At 68.8% G+C, this 25075-nt stretch carries 18 protein-coding genes and 1 tRNA gene; 7 read left to right on the forward strand and 12 right to left on the reverse strand.

All coding sequences use genetic code 11. From position 1 onward, the window contains the following. Nucleotides 1–51 precede the first annotated feature (51 nt). The 3 genes from TSB10GB4_RS05540 to TSB10GB4_RS05550 are packed head-to-tail and all read right to left on the reverse strand — an operon-like array spanning nucleotide 52 to nucleotide 4468. Nucleotides 52–3285, reverse strand: a complete 3234-nt coding sequence (locus tag TSB10GB4_RS05540; protein WP_186394913.1) for an efflux RND transporter permease subunit — start codon at nucleotides 3283–3285, stop codon at nucleotides 52–54. Further along, nucleotides 3282–4256 (reverse strand): efflux RND transporter periplasmic adaptor subunit, encoded by a 975-nt coding sequence (locus TSB10GB4_RS05545; protein WP_371328863.1) that lies wholly within the window; start codon nucleotides 4254–4256, stop codon nucleotides 3282–3284. The genes TSB10GB4_RS05540 and TSB10GB4_RS05545 overlap by 4 nt, the downstream gene beginning before the upstream one ends. Nucleotides 4257–4267: 11 nt before the next feature. After that, the gene (locus TSB10GB4_RS05550) at nucleotides 4268–4468 is read right to left on the reverse strand and encodes a DUF2892 domain-containing protein (RefSeq protein ID WP_186386837.1); all 201 of its coding nucleotides are present in this window, start codon (nucleotides 4466–4468) and stop codon (nucleotides 4268–4270) included. Nucleotides 4469–4669: 201 nt separating this feature from the next. Between TSB10GB4_RS05550 and TSB10GB4_RS05555 the strand changes: the two genes are divergently transcribed. Together TSB10GB4_RS05555 and TSB10GB4_RS05560 are read left to right on the forward strand one after the other, a co-directional pair. Further along, entirely contained in the window at nucleotides 4670–5761 is a 1092-nt protein-coding gene (locus tag TSB10GB4_RS05555; protein WP_186394914.1) for a 2'-deoxycytidine 5'-triphosphate deaminase, read from the forward strand. 396 nt (nucleotides 5762–6157) lie between these two features. Beyond that, on the forward strand, nucleotides 6158–8125 hold the full coding sequence (locus tag TSB10GB4_RS05560) for an adenylate/guanylate cyclase domain-containing protein (RefSeq protein ID WP_186394984.1): 1968 nt from the start codon (nucleotides 6158–6160) through the stop codon (nucleotides 8123–8125). Between the two features lie 22 nt (nucleotides 8126–8147). Here the strand turns inward: TSB10GB4_RS05560 and TSB10GB4_RS05565 are convergent, their stop codons facing one another. Further along, nucleotides 8148–8942: an ion transporter gene (locus TSB10GB4_RS05565; RefSeq protein WP_186394915.1), complete on the reverse strand. Its 795-nt coding sequence runs from the start codon at nucleotides 8940–8942 to the stop codon at nucleotides 8148–8150. 226 nt (nucleotides 8943–9168) lie between these two features. Between TSB10GB4_RS05565 and TSB10GB4_RS05570 the strand changes: the two genes are divergently transcribed. Continuing rightward, nucleotides 9169–9242, forward strand: a tRNA-Gly gene (locus TSB10GB4_RS05570). Between the two features lie 287 nt (nucleotides 9243–9529). Here the strand turns inward: TSB10GB4_RS05570 and TSB10GB4_RS05575 are convergent. From TSB10GB4_RS05575 to TSB10GB4_RS05585, 3 genes are read right to left on the reverse strand one after another with little or no spacing between them, the layout of a single operon-like run. Then, nucleotides 9530–11029 carry a hypothetical protein gene (locus TSB10GB4_RS05575; protein WP_186394916.1) on the reverse strand — a complete coding sequence of 500 codons (1500 nt, stop codon included), beginning with the start codon at nucleotides 11027–11029 and terminating at the stop codon, nucleotides 9530–9532. Continuing rightward, nucleotides 11026–12333 (reverse strand): KGGVGR-motif variant AAA ATPase, encoded by a 1308-nt coding sequence (locus TSB10GB4_RS05580; protein ID WP_186394917.1) that lies wholly within the window; start codon nucleotides 12331–12333, stop codon nucleotides 11026–11028. The genes TSB10GB4_RS05575 and TSB10GB4_RS05580 overlap by 4 nt, the downstream gene beginning before the upstream one ends. Beyond that, nucleotides 12330–12722, reverse strand: a complete 393-nt coding sequence (locus TSB10GB4_RS05585) for a hypothetical protein (protein ID WP_186394918.1) — start codon at nucleotides 12720–12722, stop codon at nucleotides 12330–12332. Before TSB10GB4_RS05585 ends, TSB10GB4_RS05580 begins: the two co-directional genes overlap by 4 nt. A 596-nt stretch (nucleotides 12723–13318) precedes the next feature. Between TSB10GB4_RS05585 and TSB10GB4_RS05590 the strand changes: the two genes are divergently transcribed. Together TSB10GB4_RS05590 and TSB10GB4_RS05595 are read left to right on the forward strand one after the other, a co-directional pair. Then, nucleotides 13319–13894 carry a TetR/AcrR family transcriptional regulator gene (locus TSB10GB4_RS05590; RefSeq protein WP_186394919.1) on the forward strand — a complete coding sequence of 192 codons (576 nt, stop codon included), beginning with the start codon at nucleotides 13319–13321 and terminating at the stop codon, nucleotides 13892–13894. A 28-nt stretch (nucleotides 13895–13922) separates the two neighbouring features. After that, nucleotides 13923–14210, forward strand: a complete 288-nt coding sequence (locus tag TSB10GB4_RS05595) for a YciI family protein (protein ID WP_186394920.1) — start codon at nucleotides 13923–13925, stop codon at nucleotides 14208–14210. 20 nt (nucleotides 14211–14230) lie between these two features. On the opposite strand, the gene TSB10GB4_RS05600 is transcribed toward TSB10GB4_RS05595, so the two are convergent. The 4 genes from TSB10GB4_RS05600 to TSB10GB4_RS05615 all read right to left on the reverse strand — a co-directional run bounded on the left by TSB10GB4_RS05600 (nucleotide 14231) and on the right by TSB10GB4_RS05615 (nucleotide 22140). Next, nucleotides 14231–15439, reverse strand: a complete 1209-nt coding sequence (locus TSB10GB4_RS05600; RefSeq protein ID WP_186394921.1) for an NAD(P)/FAD-dependent oxidoreductase — start codon at nucleotides 15437–15439, stop codon at nucleotides 14231–14233. Between the two features lie 98 nt (nucleotides 15440–15537). Continuing rightward, complete coding sequence (locus TSB10GB4_RS05605) at nucleotides 15538–19047, reverse strand: YhaN family protein (protein WP_186394922.1); 3510 nt, start codon at nucleotides 19045–19047, stop codon at nucleotides 15538–15540. Nucleotides 19048–19052: 5 nt separating this feature from the next. Then, complete coding sequence (locus TSB10GB4_RS05610) at nucleotides 19053–20297, reverse strand: DNA repair exonuclease (protein ID WP_186394923.1); 1245 nt, start codon at nucleotides 20295–20297, stop codon at nucleotides 19053–19055. Between the two features lie 43 nt (nucleotides 20298–20340). Continuing rightward, nucleotides 20341–22140: a glycosyltransferase family 2 protein gene (locus TSB10GB4_RS05615; protein ID WP_186394924.1), complete on the reverse strand. Its 1800-nt coding sequence runs from the start codon at nucleotides 22138–22140 to the stop codon at nucleotides 20341–20343. A 503-nt stretch (nucleotides 22141–22643) separates the two neighbouring features. On the opposite strand from TSB10GB4_RS05615, the gene TSB10GB4_RS05620 reads away from it, so the two are divergent. Continuing rightward, entirely contained in the window at nucleotides 22644–23393 is a 750-nt protein-coding gene (locus TSB10GB4_RS05620) for a transporter substrate-binding domain-containing protein (RefSeq protein ID WP_208984469.1), read from the forward strand. Here the strand turns inward: TSB10GB4_RS05620 and TSB10GB4_RS05625 are convergent. Beyond that, a complete protein-coding gene (locus TSB10GB4_RS05625; protein ID WP_186394926.1) occupies nucleotides 23387–24262 on the reverse strand; it encodes a sterol desaturase family protein in 876 nt (291 codons plus the stop codon). The two genes, TSB10GB4_RS05620 and TSB10GB4_RS05625, sit on opposite strands and share 7 nt — an antisense overlap. A gap of 109 nt (nucleotides 24263–24371) precedes the next feature. Between TSB10GB4_RS05625 and TSB10GB4_RS05630 the strand changes: the two genes are divergently transcribed. Then, the gene (locus TSB10GB4_RS05630) at nucleotides 24372–25022 is read left to right on the forward strand and encodes an alpha/beta family hydrolase (RefSeq protein WP_186394927.1); all 651 of its coding nucleotides are present in this window, start codon (nucleotides 24372–24374) and stop codon (nucleotides 25020–25022) included. Nucleotides 25023–25075: the final 53 nt, after the last annotated feature.

Consider the following 25075-nt stretch of genomic DNA (forward strand, 5'->3'; position numbering starts at 1 on the left):
CTGCGCGCGCCCACGAGGAGCGCGCGCAGGATCGACGTTTCGGCAAAAGCGCTAGGTGCGCAGCACCCGGTAGATCGCCGGGATCACCAGAACGGTGAGCAGCGTCGAGGAGGCGAGGCCGAACAGCAGCGAGATCGCCAGGCCCTGGAAGATCGGGTCGGTCAGGATCACCGCCGCGCCGATCATCGCCGCCAGCGCGGTCAGCAGGATCGGCTTGAAGCGGATCGCCCCGGCCTCCAGCAGCACCTCGATCAAGGACTGGTCGGGCCTGTGCGCATGGCGGATGAAGTCGACCAGGAGGATCGAGTTGCGCACGATGATGCCGGCAAGCGCGATGAAGCCGATCATCGAGGTCGCCGAGAACGGCGCGCCGAACAGCCAGTGGCCGCCGATGATGCCGATGAAGGTCAGCGGCACCGGGGTCAGGATCACCAGCGGCAGGCGGAACGAGCCGAACTGCGCCACGACCAGGATATAGATGCCGAGCAGCGCCACGATGAAGGCCGCGCCCATGTCGCGGAAGGTCACCCAGGTCACCTCCCACTCGCCGTCCCACAAGAGCGTCACCGTGCTCTCGTCCTCCGGCTGGCCGTTGAGACGGATGACGGGCTTTGGCAGGTCGCCCCAGTCCATCGCGTCGAGCGCGTCGCGCACCGCCAGCATGCCGTAGAGCGGCGCCTCGAAGTCGCCGGCGAGCTCCGCCGTCACCATGTCGGCGAAGCGGCCGTTGTGGCGGAAGATGAGATGCGAGGAGACCTCCTCGCGCACCTTCACCACATCGCCGAGTTCGACGACGCTGGTGCTGCCGGGCAGCACGTCGGCCGGGATCGGCGTCGCCAGAAACCGCTCGTCCAGCACCTTGTCGCCGCGCGCCCGCTCCAGCCGGATCGGGATCGGCGCCCGCCCCTCGCCGCGATGCGAATAGCCGAGCGTGCGCCCGCCGCCGAGGATTGCCAGCGTGTCGAAGACGTCGCTTTCCTGCACGCGGAAGAAGTCGAGCTCGTCGGTGGAGACAGTCACCCGCTTGCGCGGCGCCGGCACGCCATAGCTGTCGTCGATATCGACGATGAAGGGAACCGAGGCGAAGGCCTCGCGCACCTTCTCCGCCACCGCCCGGCGCGTCTGTGCGTCCGGCCCGTAGATCTCGGCAAGCAGCGTCGCCAGCACCGGCGGGCCGGGAGGCGGCTCCACCACCTTCAGCACCGTGCCGGCCGGCACGTCGAGCGCGGCGAGCTTCTGGCGCAGGTCGAGCGCCACCGCATGGCTCGCCCGCTCGCGCTCGCCCTTGGGCGCCAGCACCAGCGCGACATCGCCGAGCTGCGGCTCCTGGCGCAGATAGGCGTGGCGCACCAGCCCGTTGAAGTCGAAGGGCGCGGCGGTGCCGGCATGGGTCGTCGCCGAGACCACGTCCGGCAGCGCCATCGCGATGCGCGCCGCCGCCTGCGCCACCGCATCGGTCTGTTCCACCGTGCTGCCCTCCGGCAGGTCGATGGTGACGGAGAGTTCCGACTTGTTGTCGAAGGGCAGCAGCTTGACCGTCACGTCCTTGGTGGCGAACAGCACCATCGAGCCAAGCGTCGCCACGCCGACCAGCAGCAGGAAGATCCAGCTCCGCGCCTTGGAGGCGAGCACCGGGCGGGCGACCGCCAGATAGGCGCGGCCCAGCCGGCCACCCGAACTGGCCCCATGCCCGGTATCGTGCCCCGTGCCATGTCCCCCATGCACCGGCGCCTTGCCGGCGGCTTTCAGCATCAGCCAGGGCGTCACCGTCACCGCGACGAAGAAGGAGAAGATCATTGCCGCCGAGGCATTGGCCGGGATCGGGCTCATATAGGGGCCCATCATCCCGGAGACGAAGAGCATCGGCAGCAGGGCGGTGACGACGGTCAGCGTCGCGACGATGGTCGGGTTGCCGACCTCGGCCACCGCCTCGATGGCGGCCGTTCGCCGGTCGCGCCCATCGCCCATCGCCCAGTGGCGGGCGATGTTCTCGATCACCACGATGGCGTCGTCGACCAGGATGCCGATGGAGAAGATCAGCGCGAACAGCGACACCCGGTTCAGCGTGTAGCCCATCACCCAGGCGGCGAACAGCGTCAGCAGGATCGTCACCGGGATCACCACGGCAACCACCAGCGCCTCGCGCCGGCCGATCGCCGCCATCACCAGCGCGATGATCGAGAGCGTCGCCAGCCCCAGGTGGAACAGCAGCTCGTTGGCCTTCTCGTTGGCCGTCTCGCCATAGTCGCGGGTCACGGTGACGGTCATGCTGGCCGGCACCAGCGTTCCCTTCAGCGCCTCGACGCGGGTGAGCACCGCCTCGGCGACGGTGACCGCATTGGCCCCGGCCCGCTTGGCGACCGCCAGCGTCACCGCCGGCAGGCGGCTGCCCTCCCCCTCGCGCGCATACATCGCGGTGATCGCGTCGCTTTCGGAGAGGATGGCGATATCGGCGACATCGCGCACATAGACCGGCCGGCCGTCGCGGGTGGTCAGCACCAGATTGCCGATCTCCTGCGGGCTCGACAGCGTCTCGCCGGCGACCACGCTCACCTCGCGGGCCGCGCCGTCCTGCAGCGCGCGCACCCGGCCGCTCGGAAAGGCGCGGTTGGCGCCGCCGACCTTGCCGGCAAGCTGCTGCAGCGTCACGCCGTTCAGCGCCAGCCGTTCCGGATCGGGGTTGATGCGGATTTCCTCGCCGACCGCGCCGACCAGATAGGTGAGGCCGACATTCTCGACCTTCGACACCTCCACCTGCAACTCGCGGGCGATGCGGGTCAGCGCCGCCGGGGTGATCGCGTCTCCCGTCCCTTGCGCCGGGGTCAGCGTCAGCGAGACGATGGCGACATCGTCGATGCCGCGCCCGACCACCAGCGGTTCGGGAATGCCGACCGGGATGCGGTTCATGTTGGCCCGGATCTTGTCGTGCACGCGCAAGACCGCCGCGTCCGACGAGGTGCCGACAAGGAAGCGCGCGGTCACCAGCACGCCGTCGTCGCGGGTCTGCGAATAAACGTGCTCGACCCCGTCGATGCCCTTGACGATGGTCTCCAGCGGCTCGGTGACGAGCTTCACCGCGTCCATCGCCCTCAGGCCGCTGGCGTCGACATGGATGTCGACCATCGGCACGGAGATCTGCGGCTCCTCCTCGCGCGGCAGGGTGACGAGGGCGATCAGCCCGAGCGCCAGCGAGGCGAGCAGGAACAGCGGCGTCAGGGGTGAGACGATGAAGGCGCGGGTGAGCCCGCCGGCAATGCCGAGCCCGCCGCCGGGTGGCGTGGTCATGGGACAAGCACCTCGTCGCCGGGCGCGAGCCCTGAGAGGATTTCGGTAAAGGCCTCGCCGTCGAGGCGGACGGTGCCGCCGGTCAGCACGGTGCGCTCGACCGGCCCGTCCGGCCCGGCAAGGCGCACGAAGTCCAGGCCGGCGCGGGTGGTAACCGTGGCGGCGGGCAGCAGGACCGCCTGCCGCTCGCCGACCGGCACGCGCACCAGCACGCGGGCGTTGATGAAGTCGGTGTCGAGCCGCTCGACCTCGACATCGGCGATCACCCGGCCCGCCTGGATCGTCGGATAGACCTTGGCGAGGCGGCCGGTGAAGGCGGTGCCGTTGGCGCCGATCTCGATGGCGAGCCCGTCCTTGAGGCTGGCCGCATGGCGCTCGGGGATGGCAAGGCGCAGGAAGGTGCCGCCGCTGCCGAGCATCGCCACGGTCTCGCCGGCCATGATCACCGCGCCGCGTGTCGCCGGAACGGTGAGCACGCGCCCGTCGGCCGGGGCCAGCACCTCGCCTTCCTCGCCCTGGCGCACGGCGACGGAGCGCTCGGCGCCGGCGGCGGAGATCTGGTTGCGGATGACCTCGGCGGAGGTGGAGAGCTGCTCCAGCCGCTGGCGGGTGACGACGCCGCGCTCGACCAGGGTCTGGGCGCGGGCAAGTTCCGCCTCGGCGTTTTCGAGCTGGCTCTGCAGGGCGCGCAGCCGCGCGTCGATCGCCGCCACCTGGAAGGCGATCTTCTCGTCGGTTACAACGGCGATGCGCTCGCCGGCCCGCACGCTGTCGCCCTCTTCCACCGCCAGTTCGGCGATGGTGCCGCCGATGCGCGCGCGCGCCGGCACCTGGTCGCGGGCCTCGACGGTGCCGAACACGGCCTTCCATTCGGTCACGGCGCGTGTTTCCACGGTCATGGTTTCCGCCGCCAGCACCGGTCCCGCGAACGCGGCGACCGATGCTGCCAGCACTGCGGCACGCAGCATCATCCCGGTCTCCGTCAGAACGCCGTTCCCGGCGCGATGCCGAGACGGCGGAAGATCATCGCCGCCGGGCAGAAGCCGGTGAAGGCGGCCTGCAGCATGTTGACACCGATGAACACGGTGAACCACACGAAGAGCGGCGACACGGTCAGCGTCAGCACCACGGACAACAGCGTCATGACGCCGGCAAAGGCAAGAACGGCACGGTCGAGAGTCATCGGAACAGCCTCCAGGGAAAGTTATGTGTTCAAATATTAGTAACTTCTAAAATTGCGTCAATACGGGCCATTGCGGAGGTGAGGCGATTTCCGCGTGGAGGGGCCAAATGTCGCACCCTTCGGGGGACTTGCCGCAAAACCCGTTGGCCAATCGCGACCTGCTTTGTTAATCACGGCAGTCAGGCAAGCGAGGGGAGCCACATGACCGCAGCCGACCACGGCATTCTGCCGGCGCAGGCCGTCGCCGAGATGTTCGCGCGCGGCGAGATCAGTGCGCCGCGCCGTCCGGACGACGACCAGATCCAGCCGGCGAGCCTCGATCTGCGGCTCGGGCCGCTCGCCTATCGGGTGCGCGCCAGCTTCCTGCCGGGTGCCGGCGCGAAGGTGATGGAAAAGCTCGAGCGGCTGAAGCTGCATGCCTTCGACCTGACGCGCGGCGCGGTGCTGGAGACCGGCTGCGTCTATATCGTGCCGCTGATGGAGGCGCTGGCGCTGCCGCAGGACGTCTCGGCCACCACCAATCCGAAGAGCTCGACCGGCCGCCTCGACGTGTTCACCCGGGTGATCACCGACGAGGGCCGCGCCTTCGACACGGTGCCGGCCGGCTATCGCGGCCCGCTCTATGCCGAGATCAGCCCGCGCACCTTCCCGGTGCTGGTGCGCGAGGGTTCGCGCCTGTCGCAGATCCGCTTCCGCCGCGGCCAGCCGGTGCTGGACGATGCCGCCCTTTCCCTGGTCCACGCGCGGCACGGCCTCGTCTCGGGCGGCGAAGCGACCATCGGCGGCGGCGTGCATCTCACCATCGATCTGGAGGGCGCGGGCGAAGGCAGCCTGATCGGCTATCGCGGCAAGCGCCATACCGGCGTCATCGACATGGACCTGCGCGCCGGGCAGGACCCGCTCGACTTCTGGGAGCCGATCGTCAATCGCAGCGGCCGCGACCTGATCCTCGATCCCAATGAGTTCTACATCCTCGTCTCGCGCGAGGCGGTGCATGTACCGCCGCTCTATGCTGCCGAGATGGTGCCCTTCGACCCGCTGGTCGGCGAGTTCCGCGTCCACTATGCCGGCTTCTTCGACCCCGGCTTCGGCCATTCGGAGATCGGCGGCGGCGGCTCGCGCGCCGTGCTGGAGGTGCGCTCGCACGAGGTGCCTTTCATTGTCGAGCACGGCCAGACGGTCGGCCGGCTGGTCTACGAGCACATGCTCGCCCGCCCGGCGACGCTCTATGGCGAGGGCATCGGCTCCAACTACCAGGGCCAGGGCCTCAAGCTGTCGAAGCATTTTCGCTGAAGCGGGCGCCCAACACCGCTCTGGGAACGAATGGACCCCGGCGCGCGGCTTCGCCTGCGGCCGGGGTGACCTCGGAGGGTGGGGCGAGGCGGTGCCTCCCTCTCAGGAGGTCATCCCGGCCGCGCGTCAGCGCGAGCCGGGAACCATTGGCGCCCTCAGCAGGTGTGAGGCCGAGTGCCCCAGTTGCGCGTCTTCCCGGACGAGGCCGAAGGCCGATGATCCGGGACCGGGGAGCCGGAAGCGGTGGTGGAGTCCGGCGGGAGCGCGCCCATAGGCCCCCGGCTCGCCGATCCCGGCCAACGCCCCGTCCCGGCAATCGCCGTGCTAGCATCCCGCGCGAGGAGTGCCGGTGATTCTGGCGCTTCCGAAAGCGGGCGGGGAGGCTGACGCTACGTGATGGGAGAACGGGACCAGGCCCCCGACGGGCTGTCGGCGCGCGCGGCGCGGCGGCGCGACTGGGCGCGGCCGCTGCGCTTTCACCTCAGCACGGTGATCGTCGCCCTGCTGCTCGGCATCTCGCTGCCGCTCACCTGGCTTGCCCATGACCAGGGCACACGGCTCGCCACCTCGGCGGCGAGCGAGCGCATGAGCCTGCTCGGCCAGCGCGTCGCCGCCCAGTACGAGGCGGTGTTCAGGGACGGGCGCACGGCGGTGATGCTCGCCGCCGCCGCCGACACGCTGCTGGAGGACCCCACCGGCGACATGGCCGGCAAGGCGCTGTTTCTCGACCGGGTGCTCGACAGTTCGCCCCATATCGACGGGCTCTACGCCGCCCATGCCGATGGCAGCTTCCTGCATGGGGTCGGCGATACCGAGGCCTGGCGGCGGGCGCTCGACGCGCCGCAGGGCACCGACCACGCGGTGCGCAGCATCCAGCCGGCCGGCGAAGACGGCGCCCGCCATTCCGTCTGGCGCTTCCTGACCATCGACGGGCGCGAGCTTGCCCGCCGCGACGACGGCGCCACCCGTTTCGACCCACGCCGGCGGCCCTGGTACCGGGCGGCGGCCGCGGCCGGCGGCGCGCCGGTCACCGTCGGGCCCTACACGATGGCGACGACCGGCCAGCTCGGCCTCACCATCGCCGTCGAGGCGCCCGACGCGCCGGGCGCGGTGATCGGCGCCGACCTGCTGCTGGAGACCTTGAGCGATCTGCTGTCGCGCGAGGCGGTGTCGCCGCGGGCGCGCGGCTATGTCTTCGACGAGGCCATGCGGCTGATCGTCCACTCCGATCCGGCGATGATGGCCGCCTTGCTGCCGCAGCTTTCGGCCCGCTCGCGCCATGTCGCGGTCAGCGTCGACGACCCGCTTCTGCCCGCGATCCAGCCCTTGCTGGCGGGGGCGCGCGCGCCGGGCCTCCACCGGATCGAGGCGGGCGGGGAGACCTATCTCTTGGCGCTGGAGCCGGTGCGCGGGGCGGCGGAGCTCGCCGGCACCGTCGTTGCGGTTGCCGCGCCGCTCTCCGACTTCACCGCCGAAAGCCGGCTGCTCGTCGCCCGCGCGCTCGCCGTCTCGCTCGGTCTGATCGTGCTCGGCGTGCTCTCCGCCCTGCTGGTCGCGCGCCTGGTCAGCCGCTCGCTGACCCAGCTTGCGGACGATGCCGCGCGCATCGGCGATCTCGACCTTGAGACCCGCCCCCTCGTCTCCTCGCTGGTTGCGGAGATCAACACGCTGGCCGGCGCGCTCGCCACCGCCCGCACCGCCATCGCCAGCTTCGCGCTCTATGTGCCGCGCGAGCTGGTGCGCAAGGTCGTCGCTGCCGGGCGCCAGGACCCGGCCTCGGCCGAGCGGCGCGACGTCACCGTGCTGTTCACCGACATCCGCGACTTCACCACCCTGTCGGAGCAGCACGCGCCGGAGGAGGTGGTCGCCCTGCTCTCGGACTATTTCGAGCTGCTCAACCGCATCGTCGAAGCGCATGACGGGGTCATCGTGCAGTTTCTCGGCGATTCCATCTATGCCATGTGGAACGCGCCGGAGAGCAATCCGGACCATGTGGCGGATGCCTGCCGCTGCACCCTGGCGCTCACCCAGGCGGTCGCCGCCTTCAACGCGGAAGGCCGCGCGGCCGGCCGGCCCGAGCTCGTCACCCGCTTCGGGCTGCATACCGGCATTGCCGTCGTCGGCAGCGTCGGCGCCTCGACCCGGCGCCAATACACCGCCATCGGCGACACGATCAATGTCGCCTCGCGGCTGGAGGGGCTCAACAAGGAGTTCGGCACCACGGCGATGACCAGCGAGGCGGTGCGCCAGGCTGCCCGAGACGGCGCCTTCCTCTTCCGCCCGCTCGGCAGCACCCGGGTCAAGGGCCGGGCGGCGGAGATCGCCGTCTACGAGCTCCTGGCGAAGCCGGAAACGCCCGCCTGAAACGCCCGCCTGAACCACCCGCTCAGCGCTCGGCGAGGCGCCCGCGCAGCTCGCGCACCTCTTCCCGCAGCGCCCGCACCTCGGCCAGCACCAGCCCGGTCTCGTCGTGGATCGCCTGGCGGTCGGCCTCGGCGGTGTGCTCATGCTCCTGCTGCATCGCCGAGACGATGACGCCGATAAAAAGGTTCAGCACGGTGAAGGCGGTGCACAGGATGAAGGGCACGAACAGCAGCCAGGACAGCGGATAGACTTCCATCACCGGCCGGACGATGCCCATCGACCAGCTTTCCAGCGTCATCACCTGGAACAGGGTGTAGAACGAGCGGCCGATGGTGCCGAACCATTCGGGGAAGGAGGCGCCGTAGAGCTTCGTCGTCATCACCGCGAAGACATAGAAGACGAGCCCGAGCAGCAGCACGATCGAGCCCATTCCCGGCAGCGCCGCGACGAGGCCGCCGACCACCCGGCGCAGCGACGGCACCACCGAGATCAGGCGCAGCACGCGCAGGATGCGCAGGGCGCGCAGCACCGAGAAGGCGCCGCTGGAGGGCGTCAGGGCGATGGCGACGATGGCGAAGTCGAAGAGGCTCCAGGGATCGCGGAAGAAGGCCGGCCCATGCGCGATGATCCGCAGGGCGATCTCGATGGTGAAGACCGTCAGGATCAGCGTGTCGAAGGCGGAGAGCAGCGGGCCGACCGCGGCGACCGCCCGCTCGCTGGTTTCCAGGCCCAGCGTCACCGCGTTGAGGATGATCAGCGAGATGATCGCCGCTTCCCAGCGGCGCGACTGGACCAGGGCCTTGAGCCGTTCACGCATGTCTTCACTCTCCAACACGTTGCAGGGGCCCGATACCTTCCCCGATACCGTCCTGGCGCCTTCGCCAAGCCGGCCGGGCCCGTCCGGCGCCCGCGCCGGCCGGCACGAGAAGGGGTCATCGGCAGCGCAAAATCAAGGAGAAAGCAATTTCGCGGGAGAGCCGTCAACAGCCGCCCGCGAGGCGCTTGACAGCTTGCCTGCCCCGCGTCGATATAGAACCCGCGATGCGGGTGTAGCTCAATGGTAGAGCGAGAGCTTCCCAAGCTCCAGACGAGGGTTCGATTCCCTTCACCCGCTCCACGCCCTCCCCCCGGATGTTTTTGCAGATCGCCCGCCCGCGCGAGTGGCGCAGTGGGGTGAGGTGCGGGTGGTGATATTTGCTCGCGGAATTTGCGCGCGGGGATAGTGTGCTGAGGCGCGGATGGGGTGACCCTTCATCGCATACTAAGATACGGATCGCTGATCCGAGCATTTCTACGATGCAGAATCTACAAGACAGTGAGTGTTTACTAGGCAATCCTTGGTCAGCCGGTGGGCGATCCTGAACCGAGCGAGTTTCCGGTAAAAGAGAAGCACCTTAAAGCGCCTTAGATTTTGGGCGTCACACCGCCTTTTTTCAGAAGCGATGCGCCGATACGGAAGAGATCGGGCATGTCGTAGCGCCCGTCTGGACGGCTCGTAAGGACGCCCATCTTGGTTAGGCGCTCGGCGAGGTCGCGCTCTCTATCCGATAGATCAGACTTCCGAGAAGAAGCGATCAGCACAGGTGGAAGAGCATTCTCTCTTGTCGCAATTTTCACGGCAGCTGCCACTGTCGCGTTCTCTATCCAAGCGTCGAAGAACACCTGTGGCTCTGCTGGCACCCGTAGACCCGCGAGCGGTTGCAGAACCCGCTTGATCCAGGGATATTCCGTGTTGAGCTGTTCGATGCGGACTTTCGAGGCTTCCCGGAGCCCATCGCGAATCGTTTGCGGCATAAGGACGAGAGCGCCCGCATCTCGGGATTGGGACCGTTCCGCAGCGTTTTGCATCAGGATGAGAAAGCTGCGCGGGGTAACATCTCCGAGACCATCTGCCAGATGGTTATATGGCCAGTCGAAGGTTTTCCCCTTTCGCGGTCCTGCGCCCATGAATTGGCCCGCCATGGACTCGAAAAGCTTTTGCTGCTCTGTCTCATCGTTGGACAGCTTCCAAGTCCGCAGCTTCTCTTGTTTTTCTGGCGGCGTACCCAAGCCACAGGATTTGAGGAACCGAGCGAAGGCTTCGCTGGCATCCTCATCAAAGGCCAATCTCGCAAACATCAGCCCGTAGAGATCTGACTGCCTCCACCCGAGTTTCGCCGCGCCGCTGCGGAGCTTGGGCAGTTCCACAAATCTTAACGTGAGCTCGCTCAACTGGTCCGGACGCATAAAGAGCTTGGCCCGGATCGCATTGAACCCGCGTAATTCCCAAACGGCACGCATCAGAGCGTCGATAAGCGCACTAAGCCGTCCCCAATCCTCCGAGATTGCATCGAGCGCATCAAAGACGATGAGGAGAGTCTCGCCCCGATTGGTAAGGACGTCATCAACCTCCGCCATGATTTCGGCCCAATCCTCGGGATCCGCAAAACGGTTAAGCATTTCCCTGATATTGAACCTTGTATTAGGCTCAGTTACGGCTATTGCCGCGCGTACAATCACGGCTTGCCAAAAGCGATCTGCAGCGACCTTTTCTCGGCCATTTGGCACGTACTGGTCAATTTCGCCCTTCGACACGCCCGCGCGGCTCACACCGCCAAATCCGATCTGGACCTGGAGCCTGTCGAGGCCCAAGCGCGGGTAGAGCTCGGAGGCGAGTTCTCTGGTTTCCTTGTTATAGAGCACACTCGCCCAAAAGCTCTTACCGGCCCCCCGTGCGCCCAGAACAAGCGTGGTCGCCGGATCGAGCGCTTTACTATGTGCCATGGGCGCGAAGACGTCCCGCAGCTTGGCCTTGTCCGCTCCGACAATCGTCGTCGACGCGCTAGGGTCAAACCGCGCTATGGCCTCACGGATAGCGGTGATGTCCTCTGGTTTTGGAGGGTGAGACCTTTGGCGAACGCTCATTTGGGCAAATCCATCTGCTCGTCGAGCCAATCCAGAAGGTCTCCAAAGGTCGAGCGCACGAGCCGTTCATCGAGCTGGACGCGGTTCTCAACCGGATTAAAGCTGCGGTAGCGCTCGTCATTGAGAATGCGCAGCACGGGCACCGGCTCCTTGGGCAGGGGGGCCGGCGCGTCACTGTCCGCCCAGACCAGATCCAGATCGTCCGGCCCGAGCTTTTCGGGCTGTGCGAGCGAACCCTCATCCATGTTCCAGAGAGCGTTGAAACGCTCCTGAGCGATCTTCTCGTCCGCAGGATCCGCCTTGGCCTGTACGAACCATGCGTTCTCTTCCCAGGCCTCCCCCCCGGGAAGGCGTTCGCGGATGTGGGCCAAGAGCAAGGCGTAGCCTTGGAAGGTCTGCGGCTCATTTATGCCAAAAAGAAGCACTTTCGCCCCGAGCCCAAGGACCGGAGCCGCCGTGGTTTCATGCAGGCCAGCACGCCCGTCGATCAACACCACATCATAGTCGCCGGTTGCCTCAAAACTCTCAAGCATTTCTTGCAGTTGAACGCGAAGGGGAACGGGCGCGCCATCGCGGATGTCTTCCAAGCTTGCCCGGGCGATCTTGGCAAGCGCATCGGCTGGATGTGCCATGGTTTGGCTGCCAAAGGCGGGCACGACGGAGATGCCGTCCAAAAGCGAAGACTTGCCAATGCAATCGGCGCGAAACGTATTGTCAGTACCGGATATCCCATTCTCGACAAGCCAATCTACGACACCGTAAGTGGGTAGTTCTTCTGGCTTCAAGAGCGTTGCACCGAGCCCTGGAGCTTCGAGGTCGAGATCCACAGTGAGCACCCGCAAGCCTGCCTGGGCCAGATGCGTCGCCGCGATAGAAAGGGCAGTGGAGCGGCCCACGCCGCCCTTGATGCTGACAAATGCAATCCGCGGGATCTTTCCTGGCTTGAGCACAGGGCGCGCCATCCAATCCGCACCGACAATACGGCGGTCGAGAAGTCGGATTTTCAGTCCGTTGATTGTCAGAACGGGTGCGGCATGGGCCTCGTCGATGATCCGGGAGACGCCCGGCGCGTCGCGCCCGCGCACCGGATCTTCGGGCCGCGCATAGGGGCCAAGGCGCTCTGCAATCGCACTGTTCAAATGGTCAAGATCTGCGGCAGGAGCGACGTCCAGAATGACCCCCAGGCGCCCCTCAAAGTCCCGGATCACGATAGGGGCTGCGGCGGCCAGATCTCCAACATACGCGGCATTGAGGCTCGCGACGAGTTGCGGGAGGCTGTCATCGAAACGAATGGGGTACTTCATGGCAAGGCCGCCCGAGCTTCGTCTGCGTGAGAGCGCCAACGGTCCAGAGTTGCTGCGTCAGGACGCGTGCCGTCGCTATAGCGGATGTCGATAGCCCAGCCTTCCATGTAATGCGGATCGGTAAACCTCGTAAACTGTGCAGCTACACGCCCTGAAATAGCGTCACGGAGTTTGGTTTTGAGAATAGGAAAATGGGCGTAGACGGGCCCGTCTTTACTATCAGTGGTCCAAGGGATTTCACGGTACAATGCTTTGATCGCACACTCTGCAGCAATCCCATAAAGATAGCCCGCGGTCGTGCGGTCGGGAGCTGCTGCATTCCTGAGGCGCTCAGCAGCATTCCAATTTCGATGGGCAGCCTTGGTCATGTTGGACGTGAATTGGCTCATGGAACTCTGTTAATATCTAGCGCGCCTGTTGCCAAGCCTCGTGCTTAGGCCAGCCGGTCGAGCCGGTCTCGGGGTCGCGGCCGGGCCGTTCCTGCACCCCAGACTCTCTCATGAAAAACCGGGCCGGGGATAACAATCCGGCCCTCTCCTCTCGGCCTCCCCTCTCCGCCCGGCAGGCGGTCCGGTCGGCGGGCGGGCGGCCGGGCCGGGTACCCGGTCCCTCTCCTGACCAACGCCTCGGCTTGCCCTGCCGATTTCGGGCGACCGGCCAATTTCGGAGCGTTTGCGACGCCCGTCGCAATTTTCGGGCTTTTTGAGACGGGATTTTGCAAAATTCCGCGCAAAATTTCTCAATTTTCCGTAGCGACAAAAATACGCCTGTTTTCAGTTGGTTAGCCGGAGATTCCTGCCGCCGCGCCGCCGTTTCGGGCGTTTCGCGCCGCTTTGCCGCACGTCCTTCCTTCGCCCGTCCCCCGCCATCCCAGTTGTCCCCGCTTGACAGGATTGGGACGCTCGTCCTAAATCAGCATTAGGACAATCGTCCCAGACAGGCACTATTCCCTGTCCGGGCAGCAACCAGAGGAAGGGTGTGGGAGATGGCGCGCGCGACCCGTGACCAGATCGTCGGCGAGGCCGACCGGCTGTTTTACCAGCAGGGGTTCGAGCACACCTCGTTTGCCGATATCGCGGCGGCGGTCGGCATTTCACGCGGCAATTTCTACCATCATTTCAAGACGAAAGACGAAATCCTCGTTGCTGTGATCGACCGGCGGCTGGAGGCAACGCGCGCTCTCCTAGTGGCCTGGGAGAGCGAGGCCGGCGACAGTCCGCCGGCGCGCATCCGCTGCTTCATCCGCATCCTGATCGCCAACCGGGCGAAGATCCTGCGCCACGGCTGCCCGGTCGGCACGCTGACCGCAGAGCTTGCCAAGATCGACCATCCGGCGCTGAGCGATGCCGGCCGTCTCTTCGCCCTGTTCCGCGACTGGCTGGCGCGCCAGTTCACCGCGCTCGGCCTTGGCCCGGATGCCGACCGTCTGGCGCTGCATCTGATCGCCCGCAGCCAGGGGATAGCGACCCTTGCCAATGCCCTCGGTGACGCGGCTTTCGTCGACCGGGAAGTCGAGGGTCTCACCCGCTGGCTCGACCGCACCGTGCCGGCAAGCGCCTGATCGGTCTCACTTTTACAGGGAGAAAGCCATGTTCGTCGTGTTCTTGAAATTCGCCGCCAACCGGGCGGAGGCGCCCCGCCACATGGACGGGCACAACGCCTGGATCCGCCAGGGCTTCGAGGACGGCGTCTTCCTGCTCGCCGGCAGCCTGGTGCCGGGTATCGGGGGCGCGGTTCTCGCCCGCGGCGAGCCCCGCGAGGCGCTCGAAGTGCGCGTTGCCGCGGACCCGTTCGTCAAGGAGGGCGTCGTCAGCGCCGAGATCCACCAGATCGCGCCGGGCCGCACCCACGAAGGCCTTGCCGCCCTGCTCGCCTGAGCTTCGGTCGGGCGCGCTGGCTAGAGGCCCTTTTCGGCGATCGCCGTGCCGGCGGCCCAGCCCGACGACCAGGCCCACTGGAAGTTATACCCGCCGAGCCAGCCGGTGACGTCGACCACCTCGCCGATGAAATAAAGGCCGGGAACAGCCTTCGCCTCCAGGGTTTTCGAATTGAGGCCGGCCGTGTCGACGCCGCCGAGCGTCACCTCCGCCGTGCGGTAACCCTCGCTGCCGAGCGGCATCACCTCGAAGCCCTGCAGCGTCGCGGCGATGGCGGCAAGCTTGCGGTCGCCGGTCTCGCCCATCTGGCCCGTCCAGCCGTGGCGGGCGGCCATGTAGCCGGCGAGGCGCTTCGGCAGGATCTCGGCGAGCGCATTGGCAAGGCTGCGGCGGCCGTTGTCCTGGCGCGAGGTGCGCAGTTCGGCCAAAAGTTCGCGGTCCGGCAGGAAGGCGATGCGGATCGGCTGGCCCTCGCGCCAGTAGGACGAAATCTGCAGGATCGCCGGGCCGGACAGGCCGCGATGGGTGAACAGCATCGCCTCGTCGAACGAGGTCTTGCCGAAGGAGACGCGCACGGGCGCCGCGACGCCGGCGATCTCGCGGAAGCCCGCCAGCATGTCTTCGGCGAAGGTCAGCGGCACCAAAGCAGGCCGGGTCTCTGTGACGGCAAGGCCGAAGCGCTCAGCGATGCGGTAGCCAAGGCCGGTCGCGCCCATCTTGGGGATCGACTTACCCCCGCAGGCGACGACGAACTGGCGGCAGGCGACAGTCGCCGCGCCCTCGCCGCCCAGCGTGACGCGGAAGCCGTTGTCCCCGCGCTCCAGTTCCTCCAGCGTCGTCGACAGCCGCAGCTCGGCGCCGGCCGCGCCCATCTCCGAGCGCAGCAACGCTATGATATCATTGGCAGAATTGTCGCAAAAGAGCTGACCCAGCGTCTTCTCGTGCCAGGCAATCCGGTGGCGCTCGACCAGCGCCAGGAAATCGCGGGCGGTGTAGCGCCCGAGCGCGGACTTGGCGAAATGTGGGTTATCGGACAGGAAGTTACGGGCGGATGCTCCGAGATTGGTGAAGTTGCAGCGCCCGCCACCGGAAATGCGGATCTTCTCGCCCGGCGCCTTGGCGTGGTCGACGACGAGCACGCGCCCGCCCCGCGCGCCGGCATGGGCGGCGCACATCATACCGGCGGCGCCGGCCCCGAGAATGACGGTGTCGAAGCGCTCAAGGCGCATGGCGGGTTTCCAGGTGGGAACGTGCGATCATGCGGCAAGCCATGCCGGATCGCGCGGCCGCTGGCAACACGCTGGAAGCGCCTTTCACATCTCCGGGGTCACATCTCCAGCAGGTCGAGCCGCTCGCCGAGTTCGCGCCGGGCGATGTCGACGACGCCGGCATGGTGGGTGAAGAGGATCGGCTGCAGCGTCTGCGAAAGGCCCGCCAGCGTGCGCAGGCCGGCGGCGGTGCGCACGTCGTCGAAGGTCTGGAACAGGTCGTCGCCGATGAAGGGCACGGCCTCCGCCCGCTTCGCGTAGTCAGCGAGAAACGCAAGGCGCAGCGCCAGATAGAGCTGGTCGCAGGTGCCGTCGCTCAAGCCGACGAGGCCGACGGTGGCGCCCTCCGGGCGCCGCGCCAGCAGCTCCGCCCGATCGTCCTCGCCGAAGCGGCGGGTCAGCCCGTCGAAGGAGCCGGAGGTGAGATCGGCGAACAGCCGGCCGGCATGTTCCAGCAGCGGATCGTCCTGGCGGGCGCGGTGCCGCTCCAGCCCGGCGGACAGCAGCAGCGAGGCGAGCCGGGTGACGAGCCACTGGCGGCCGAGGTCCTGCAGCTCCGCCTCGGCGGCAAGCCGCTCGAAGGCGGCACGCTCGGCCCCCTCCCCAGCCTCCGCCCGCTCGCGCTCGGCAACCGCCGCATGGAGGGCGGCGAGCGCCTCCTTCATGCCGGCGGTCAGCGCCTCGATCTCGCCGGCAAGCCGCTCCAGCCCGGCCTGGGCGGCGCCGTCATCGAGATCCGCCAGCTCTTCGGCGATCGCCTCGCGCGGCTCGCCGGCGGCGATCTCGGCAAACAGCGCCAGCGCCTCGTCGAGCGTGGCGGCAAGGCCGTCGCGCTCCGCCAGACGGGCAGCGAGCAAGGTCATGTCGCCCGCCCGCAGCGCCTCGGGAAGGTCGCCGCACAGGTCGGAAAGCTGCGTTGCTGCGCCCGCCTGCCGCTCGTCGGCCCTGGCGAGTTCGGTACGGGCCCGGGCGAGCGCCTCGCCTGCCCCTTCCGCGCGGGTCAGCGCTGCGCGTTCCTCGGCCAGGCGGCGCTGCAACGCCTCGACCAGCCGGTCGGTCTCCTCGCCCGCCGCACCCTCGGCAAGGCTCGGGGCGACACGGTGCAGCAGGTCGAGGGCCGCAGTCGAGAATGCCTCGTTGTCGCGCTGCATGCCGCGCACCCGGCGGGCGAGCTTGTCGCGCTCGGTGAGCGCGGCCGGCAGGGCGCGCCAGACCTCCAGCGCGGCGCCGGCCGCCTCCGGCGAGGCGCCGGGATCGAGACCCACGCCGGCAAGCGCCGCATCGAAGCCCTGCCGCCAGGTCGCAAGCGCCTCGTCGGCGGCGGCGGTCTCGCGGGTCAAGCGGTCGAGGCGCGCCGCGGCATCGCCGAGACGGGCGGCCAGCGCGCGGCCCTGCTGGAACGCGTCCGCCCGGCGCTCCAACTCGCCCTCGACAAGCCGCAGCAGGGCAAGCCCGTCGCCCGCCGGATCGCCGGGTGCCGCCACGGCCAACCCCAATTCGCCGGCAAGGGCGGCAAGGCCCGGCACGGCACGGGTGGAGCGGGTCTCCAGGTCGTCGATCCTGGAGACGAGATCGGCCAGTTCCTCGCGCTGCTCCAGCCAGCGCTCGACCGACTTTCGCCAGTCGGTCATGGCGGTGGGGCCGGCCGGCGCCAGCGCCAGCGGCGCGAACAGCGCGGCCCAGGCCTCCTTGGCGGCGGCGAGATTGGCGGAGAGCTGCGCGCCGACCGGTGCGGCCTCGGCGCGGCGCGCCAGCAACGCTTCGCGCCGGGCGACGTCCGCCGCATGGCGCGAGACGCGGTCGGCCTCGGCAATGGCCCGGTCGGCGAGGTGGTCCGCCTCGCGCAGCAAGGGCTGCGCCGCCTCCAGAGCAGGCTTGCCGCCATCCGGGACCTGCGCAAGCGCCTCGTCGCGCTCGCGCCGCGCGGCATCGATGCGGGCGCGCGAGGGCATGTCGCCGCCGCGCTCGCTTTCGGCTATGGCGGCATCGAGGCGGGCAAGGTCCTCCGCCCACACGGCCTCCTGCTCGCGATGGCGGCGCAGCGCCTCGCCGATCTCCTCGAAGCGGAGACGATGCTCGCCAATGAGCTCGAGGCTGGGCAGCGGCGCGGCGGCAAGGCCTTCCGGATCGGCGACCGGCGGGGTCAGCCGCGCGGCGGCCTCGGCCAGCCGGCGAGCCAGGCGCTGGCGCTCGGGCAGCAGCCGGTCGCGCTCCTCCAGCAGGCGGATCTGCGGGGCAAGCGCGGCCAGCCGGGCACGCAAGGGCGCCGGATCAGCGGGCGGCCCCTCCCCGGCTCCGGCGGACAGGCGCTCGAAGGCCGCGCGCTCCTCCTCCAGCATGGCGGCGAGGTCGGCTCGCTCGCGCCGCAGCTCCTCACCCTCGGCAAGGCGCGCGGCGAGATCGGCAAGGGCCGCGTCGGTGGGCTGGCGGGCGCGGATCGCCTCGCTGTCCTGCGGCTCCAGGGCAAGGCCGAGACGGCGCAACTGGGCGCTGAGCGCATCGCTCAGGTCGCGCGCCTCGCGCGTCACGCGCGGAATGTCGCGCTGGCGCTGACGGAAGGCGCCGATCTCGGCATGCAGCGCGGTGACCTCGGCCGCGGCCTCGATGAGCGGGCGATCGACCGCAATGCCGCGCGCCAGCTCTTCCGCCTCCCGCAGGCGGCGGGCCGCCTCGCGCTGCGCCTCGGCTGTCATGGCTGCGGCGGCAAGCGCCTCCTCCAACCGCCGGGCAAGACCACGGGGCACGCCGGCCAGATCGGCAAAGGCGGCAAGGCGGGCCTCGCTCACCTCGATCCTGGCAAGCAGCGGCTTGAGACTGACCAGACGGGCAAGGCGCTCGCGGCGGGCATGGGCGTTGCTGAGCCGCGCCTCGGCCCCGGCCAGTGCCTCGCTCGCCGTCTCGACCGCCGTGTTGAGCGCCTTCCATTCGCCCTCGCGCAACTGGCGCTCGCGCTCCTCGCGGCGGGCGGCGTTATGACGCTCAAGCACCTGATAGATCTTCCGGCTGCCGGAGGCGCGCGGGGCGAACAGGCCGTCCGCCTCGCGGTCGAGATCGGCACGCAGGGCATTGAGCCCGTGCAGGCCCGAGGCGGCGGCGAAGATCTCGCCGCCCTCGCCGTCGCCGGCCAGCAGCAGGCGCCCGCCCTCGCGCAGGCGCGCGGAATCGAGCCCGAAGGCGAGCTGGAACACCTCGCGCGTCAGCCCGCCGAGAAAGGGCGCCAAGGCATCGTCGGAGAGCGGCGCCTCGCCCTCGTCGTCGGCGAGCAGGGTGTTCTTGCGGCCCTTGCGTCGGCGCAGGGACAGGCGGGTGCCGCGCGCATCGACGAGCGTTGCGCAAACGCGCAGGCTCGGCGCCTCATGCAGGAAATCGTAGCGCCGCTCCTCCGCGCCGTCCGCCGCTCGCCGCTTCTCGCTGAAGCCGAACAGCAGGTCGCAGATGGCGGCGAGCGCCGAGCTCTTGCCGGCCTCGTTGGGACCGTAGACGAGATGCAGGCCGGCGCCGGGGCGAAAGCACAGCTCCCGGTCGGTCAGGCTTCCGTAGCGCAAGAGGTGCAGCCGCTCGATCCGCATGGCGCTCAGCTCCCTGCCGCGATGCGCTCGGCGAGCAGCGCCCGCGCCTCGGCGACCAGCGTGTCGAGTTCCTCGCCAAAGGGAGCGGCCGGATCGACCAGGCCGGCAGGCAGCTTGTTGACGAGCAGGGCGACCTGGCCGGCCGCCTCCTCGCGAAAGGCCGGATCCTCGGCCGCCTCGGCAAGCAGCGCGGCAAGGTCGAGCGAGGGATCGAGCGGCACGACCGGGCGGGCATCGGCGGGCGGGGCGAGGTCCAGTTCCAGCTTCTCCAGCCAGGCCTCGGCATCGGCCTGATGGCAGGCGTTCTGCATCTCGTCGATCAGCAGCGCCCGGTTGGCGAGTGCCCAGCCATGGAGCGGGCTCTCGCCGGAAAGCCGCAGGCGCAGGGCGAGCGGGCGCCCTTCGGCCGCCGCCACATGCGGGCGCAGCGCCTCGCGGGCCGCAGCGACGAGGGAGGCGAGATCCTCCGCCCCGCCGGCCGCAATCTCGACGCGCGCCCAGCGCGCTTCGTCGACGATCATTCGCTCGATGCCGGACACCTCGCCGTCGGTGACCGTGACCAGCACGGCGCCCTTCTCGCCGGTCTCGCGGATCGAGCGGCCCTGGATGTTGCCGGGAAAGACCACCGGCGGGTCTTCGCTCACCACCTCGAAGGCATGGACATGACCGAGCGCCCAGTAGCCGTAGCCGCGCGCGGCAAGATCAGCGAGGGAACAGGGCGCGTAGTCGGCATGAGGCGGGCGGCCCGTCAGCGAGGTGTGCAGCACGCCGATGTTGAAATGACCCGGCAGCGGCGCTGGATAGGCGGCGGCGAGGTTCTCGCCGACCTGCCGGTCGGGGAAGCTCTGGCCGTGCAGGGCGACGCGCAGGTCCGCCAGCACATGCGTCTGCGGACGGCGGGTGCCGAAGCTCGTGACGTTGTCCGGCAGGGTAACGGCGCGGGTGACGACGCTTTCGGCGTCGTGATTGCCGCGCAGGATGAAGACCGGAATGCCGGCGCGCTGCAGCCGCGCCATCTCGCGAGCGAAGAACAGGCCGACGGAATTGTCGCGCCACTCGCCGTCATAGACGTCGCCGGCGATGACCATGAAGGCCGCCCCCGCCTCGATGGTGCGGGTGACGAGGGTGGACAGCGCGGTGCGGGTCGCCTCGCCGAAGCGCCGGGCGATGGCGGGGTCGCGCAGGGCGAGCCCGGTCAGGGGGCTGCCGAGATGCAGGTCCGCCGCATGAACGAAGGAAAAGGACGACACGTCGCGCACCAGTCGGGAATCACGAGGGAAACGAAAAGTCAGGTTAGTGGGTTTTGCCGCCGCTTTGAACGCCCGGCAGGCCGGAGGGGCGACGGGCAAGGCCGTGCTCGGTCTTCTGCCAGCGATGCGGCCGGCGCACCAGGTCGACGACGGCGGCATAGAAGGCGCAGCTCTGGGCCAGCCAATAGGCCGGGATGAGCAGCAGGTCGAGCAGCGAGGGCAGGCGCGAGCGGGCCGCCGCCCCGGCGATCGCCAGCAGCGTCATGCTGGCATAGCAGAGTGCGACACTGGCGCCGGCCAGCGTCAGCACCACGCCGCCGAGCACGTCGAAGCGCGGCAGCAGGCCGGCAATGCCCGAGCCGTAGAGCAGCAGGATGGCGACGAAGAACGGGTGAGCGGCCAGCGTCACCACCATCGCCAGCAGGTAGACGAGCAGCACCGCAAGGCGCGTGCACCGCACCTCGCCGGCAAGGCGGAAGGGGTCGCGCAGCGTCACCAGCAGGGTCTGCAGCCAGCCTTTGAGCCAGCGGCTGCGCTGGCCGTGCCAGGCGCGCCAGGCAAGCGGCACCTCTTCGAAAGTGGTGGAGGCAAGCACCTGCATCGACCAGCCGGCGCGCACCAACCGCACGGCAAGGTCGGCGTCCTCGGTGACGTTGTAGGGGTCCCAGCCTCCCACCGCCTCCAGCGCCGCGCGGCGGAAGTGGTTCGACGTGCCGCCGAGCGGAAACGGCAGGCCGCGCGCCGAGAACCAGGGCAACTGGCAGTCGAAGAGACCGGCATATTCCAGCAGGAACTGGCGCGGAAAGAAGCGATGGCCGCGATGGTCGATCGCCAGATGCCCCTGCAGCACCGCGACGGTGGGCGGCAGTTCGGCGAAGCGGGCAGCGGCCAACAGCAACTGGTCCGGCTCCGGCCGGTCTTCTCCATCATAGATGGCGATCAGTTCGCCGCGCGCATGGTCAAGGCCATGGACGAGCGCGCGCGGCTTGGTGCGCGGCCCCGCGCCGGCCACCGTCAGCACGCGCATACAGGGCGCCAGGTGCGGCTCCAGCGCAGCGCGGGTCTCGCTGTCGTCCTCCTCCAGCAGGAACAGGATCTCCAGCCGATCGCGCGGATAGTCGAGTGCCTCCAGATGGCGGACCAGGCTCGCCGCCACCCGCGCCTCGCGGTAGAGCGGCACCAGCACGGAGTAACGCGGCAGCCGGCCCGGCGGCAGCAGGCGCCTGGGGCGTGGGCTCGGCGTCTGGCTGAGGCCGGCGGCAAGCCGCAGTGCGCCGAGCAGCATGCCGAGCAACGTCACCAGCACCGACACGAAGATGACCAGCGCCTCGACGCTGAGCAGCCGCCCGAGGCAGAAGGCGGCAAAGGCAAGGCCGGCGACGGCGATCTGTCCGCGCGTCAGCACCGCGCGGGCGCTGACCTCGGGCCGCTCGCTCGCCAGCCGCAGGCCGGGCACGGCGGCGCGGGCAGCCAGATCGAGCGCCGCCGGCGTGGCAATGGCCAGCCGGGTCCGCAAGGACGGGGTCCGCGCCAGCAGGGCGCGGATCGCCGGCACGGTCTCGGGCAGCGGCGCGAACACCGCCAGCCGCTCGCCGGACGGCGTGCGCCCGCAGAAGAGCGGGCCGGAAAAGCCGGGCGGCGGCAGAAGCTCAAGCTGCGCATCCGCTCGGAAACTGCCCCGTGGCAGGAAAGGAAGACCGAGCGACTGGGCGAGCGCGGCGTAATAGGCCTCGGGCGCCACCAGCCCCTCCTCCATCAGCAGCCGCGCCAATGCGCCTTCGCGCGGACCGACCCGGCGGGCGAGCGCCACCATATGCGCATCGGCAAGGCCGCGTCCGCGCAACAGCTCGAGCTCCTCCGGGAGCGCCCGCGCCGAGGCCGGCAGAGCCCGAACGATCTGGCCGACCAGGCTCGGCGAAGCGGAGGGCCGAGGTCTGACCACGCGCAACGGATGGCTGGACGCGGACACGGATCGATGTGATAGGATCGCGGCGGCGCGGGCGACCTGAGGAAGCGCGGGATCGGGAAACTGCCCGTCGGCCACCAAGGTGCAGGCCCGTCAACAGGCAGGCATGAGAGAGCGGAGACGACGGCATGCGGGCGCGCCATGGCCCGCCGGAGAGCGCAGCGGCGACGGACAGGCCGGCGGCGCGGCACGGTGGAGGCGCAAGCCTCTGGTCTTCATTGCGGTTCGCCCCCCGACAAACGGCCAAGACAGTGATGCGATTTGATAGCAGGACCTTGAGAATTGCAACCTTTGCTTTCATTTCGGTTGCAGGATTCGCCCTTTTCGCCGGACCTTTCGCCTGCCCGGCCGCGGCGCAGGACGGGCCTCCTACGGTCACCGTGCCGAATTTCTGGGATCCGCGCAGCGGCGGCGACCGGCCGGCGGTGCCGCCAGAGACGATCCGCTTCCTTGCCAGCGACGATTTCCCACCCTTCTCGTTTCGCGACGGGACGGGGCGGCTGACCGGCTTCAACATCGACCTGGCGCGGGCGATCTGCGAGGAACTAGACGCGGCCTGCTCTCTGCGCATCAAGTCCTTCGACGCCCTGGTGCCGGCCCTGGTGCGCGAGGAGGGCGACGCCGTCATCTCCGGCCTCGCCATGAACCCGGCCAACGTCAAGACGCTGCTGTTTTCCGATCCCTATATCGGCCTGCCGGCGCGGTTCGTGGCGCTGCAGGACGTCGAGATCGAAACAACGCCGGAGGCGCTGGCGGGACGCAAGATCTCCGTCGTCGCCGGCACGGTGCACGAGCGCTTTCTGCGCGCCTATTTTTCCGATGCGCAGATCCTCCCGTTCGACAGCGCAACGGAAGCGCGCGCGGCGCTCGGCACCGAGGAAGCGGTGGTGCATTTCGGCGACGGGCTATCCCTGTCGTTCTGGCTGAACGGCAAGACCTCGGGAGACTGCTGCGCCTTCGTCGGCGAGCCGTGGATCGAGCCGGGCTATTTCGACCGCGGCATGACCATCGCCTTCCGCAAAGAGGACGCGCTGCGGCAGGAGGCGGTGAACCACGCGCTCTATCGGCTGCAGGTGAAGGGCGTCTATGGCGAACTGTACCTGCGCTACTTCCCCGTCAGCTTCTACTGAGCGGCATCGCGGGGCGGCGCCTCGCGGCACGGTTCGGGCTCCGCCGCCGGCCGGGATATCCGGGGCCGCAGGCCGCTGTCGGGATAAAGGCGCGTGAACGGCAGGGCGAGCGACCACAGATAGCGGGTCGGCCCGTCGTGCTGGTATTCGTCGAGGCCGATCACCATCGCCTCGTGCCCGTCGGCCGGCTGGTCGACATAGGTGCGGAACAGCCGGTCCCAGACGGACAGGTTGAAGCCGTAGTTGGAATCCGTCTCCGTCCGGATCACCGAATGGTGGACCCGGTGCATATCCGGCGTGACGACCAGCAACCGCAACCAGCGGTCCAGCGCCAGCGGCAGGCGAACATTGGCGTGGTTGAACATGGCCGCGCCGTTCAGCACCACCTCGAAAACCAGCACGGCAACCGCCGGAATGCCGAAGACGAGGACGATCGCCGCCTTCCACAGCATCGAGAGGATGATTTCCAGCGGATGGAAGCGAAGCGCCGTGGTCACGTCAAAATCGCGGTCGGCGTGGTGCATCCGGTGGAGGCGCCACAGCAGCGGGACCTTGTGCGAGGCCCAATGTGCGGCCCAGACGGCGAAGTCCAGCAGGATGAAGCCGAGCAAACCGGCCAGCCACAGCGGCAGGCCGAGCGCGGGAAAGAGCCCGAGTTCACGCTCGCTCGCCCACAGCGCGACGCCGACGGCGGCCATCGGGAAGACGATGCGCAGGACGAGCGTGTCGGTGCCGACGATGGCAAGGTTGGTGGTCCAGCGGCGGGCCCGCGAGAACAGCCGCTCGCGGCGCGGCAACACCAGTTCGACCCCCGCCATGACGGCGAAGACGCCGAGAAACAGCAGCAGCCTGACGGTTGCCTCGCTCATTGGCTCCTCATCTTTCTTCGCCGGTTGAGAACGGCGCTTGCACCCTACTCCATCCCGTGAGACAGGAGCGACCGAACCTCAATCAACAGATCGCGACCAAGGGCCACGGATGACCGAGCTACTCTGGACCCTCCCGCAAGGTGATACACCGCGCGCGGCGACGCTGCTGCTGGCCCATGGCGCCGGCGCGGCGATGGATTCCGGCTTCATGAACCGCTTCGCCGGGCATGCGGCGGCCGGCCTTGCCGTCGCCCGCTTCGAGTTCGCCTATATGGCGGGACGGCGCAACGGCGGGGCGAAGCGGCCGCCGCCCAAGGCAGATCTGCTGGTCGGAGAGTACCAGACCGCGCTGCAGGAGGTGCTGAAGAGCGTCGAGGGTCCGGTTCTGGTCGGTGGCAAGTCGATGGGCGGGCGCGTCGCCGCCATGCTGGCCGCCGGCGGCTCGCTGCCGAAACGGGTCTTGGGCGTCGTCTGCCTCGGCTATCCCTTCCATCCGCAGGGCAAGCCGGACGACTGGCGGATGGCCCCGCTGGAAGGCGCGCGCCGGCCGGTGCTGATCGCGCAGGGCGACCGCGACGGCTTCGGCAATGCCGCTGAGCTCGCCGAGGTCAGCCTGCCGGCCCATGTCGAGCTTGTCTGGCTGGAGGATGGCAACCACGATCTTGCCCCGCGCGGGGCGTCGCCGGCCACCTGGGACGGCAATCTCGCATTGGCCGCGCAAGCCGCTGCCGACTTCGCAAGACGGCTCGCGAATGCGTAGGGCCGACGCGCCTTTTTCCCTGCCGCATTTTCACGACGCGGCGCTGTGCGCCC

It is taken from the genome of Stappia sp. TSB10GB4, from assembly GCF_900185745.1.
Lineage (GTDB): Bacteria > Pseudomonadota > Alphaproteobacteria > Rhizobiales > Stappiaceae > Stappia.

Coding starts and splice junctions, on each gene's coding strand:
- TSB10GB4_RS05540 (WP_186394913.1), bottom strand. CDS start 3,285: ATGACCACGCCACCCGGCGGCGGGCTCGGCATTGCCGGCGGGCTCACC.
- TSB10GB4_RS05545 (WP_371328863.1), bottom strand. CDS start 4,256: ATGATGCTGCGTGCCGCAGTGCTGGCAGCATCGGTCGCCGCGTTCGCG.
- TSB10GB4_RS05550 (WP_186386837.1), bottom strand. CDS start 4,468: ATGACTCTCGACCGTGCCGTTCTTGCCTTTGCCGGCGTCATGACGCTG.
- TSB10GB4_RS05555 (WP_186394914.1), top strand. CDS start 4,670: ATGACCGCAGCCGACCACGGCATTCTGCCGGCGCAGGCCGTCGCCGAG.
- TSB10GB4_RS05560 (WP_186394984.1), top strand. CDS start 6,158: ATGGGAGAACGGGACCAGGCCCCCGACGGGCTGTCGGCGCGCGCGGCG.
- TSB10GB4_RS05565 (WP_186394915.1), bottom strand. CDS start 8,942: ATGCGTGAACGGCTCAAGGCCCTGGTCCAGTCGCGCCGCTGGGAAGCG.
- TSB10GB4_RS05575 (WP_186394916.1), bottom strand. CDS start 11,029: ATGAGCGTTCGCCAAAGGTCTCACCCTCCAAAACCAGAGGACATCACC.
- TSB10GB4_RS05580 (WP_186394917.1), bottom strand. CDS start 12,333: ATGAAGTACCCCATTCGTTTCGATGACAGCCTCCCGCAACTCGTCGCG.
- TSB10GB4_RS05585 (WP_186394918.1), bottom strand. CDS start 12,722: ATGAGCCAATTCACGTCCAACATGACCAAGGCTGCCCATCGAAATTGG.
- TSB10GB4_RS05590 (WP_186394919.1), top strand. CDS start 13,319: ATGGCGCGCGCGACCCGTGACCAGATCGTCGGCGAGGCCGACCGGCTG.
- TSB10GB4_RS05595 (WP_186394920.1), top strand. CDS start 13,923: ATGTTCGTCGTGTTCTTGAAATTCGCCGCCAACCGGGCGGAGGCGCCC.
- TSB10GB4_RS05600 (WP_186394921.1), bottom strand. CDS start 15,439: ATGCGCCTTGAGCGCTTCGACACCGTCATTCTCGGGGCCGGCGCCGCC.
- TSB10GB4_RS05605 (WP_186394922.1), bottom strand. CDS start 19,047: ATGCGGATCGAGCGGCTGCACCTCTTGCGCTACGGAAGCCTGACCGAC.
- TSB10GB4_RS05625 (WP_186394926.1), bottom strand. CDS start 24,262: ATGAGCGAGGCAACCGTCAGGCTGCTGCTGTTTCTCGGCGTCTTCGCC.
- TSB10GB4_RS05630 (WP_186394927.1), top strand. CDS start 24,372: ATGACCGAGCTACTCTGGACCCTCCCGCAAGGTGATACACCGCGCGCG.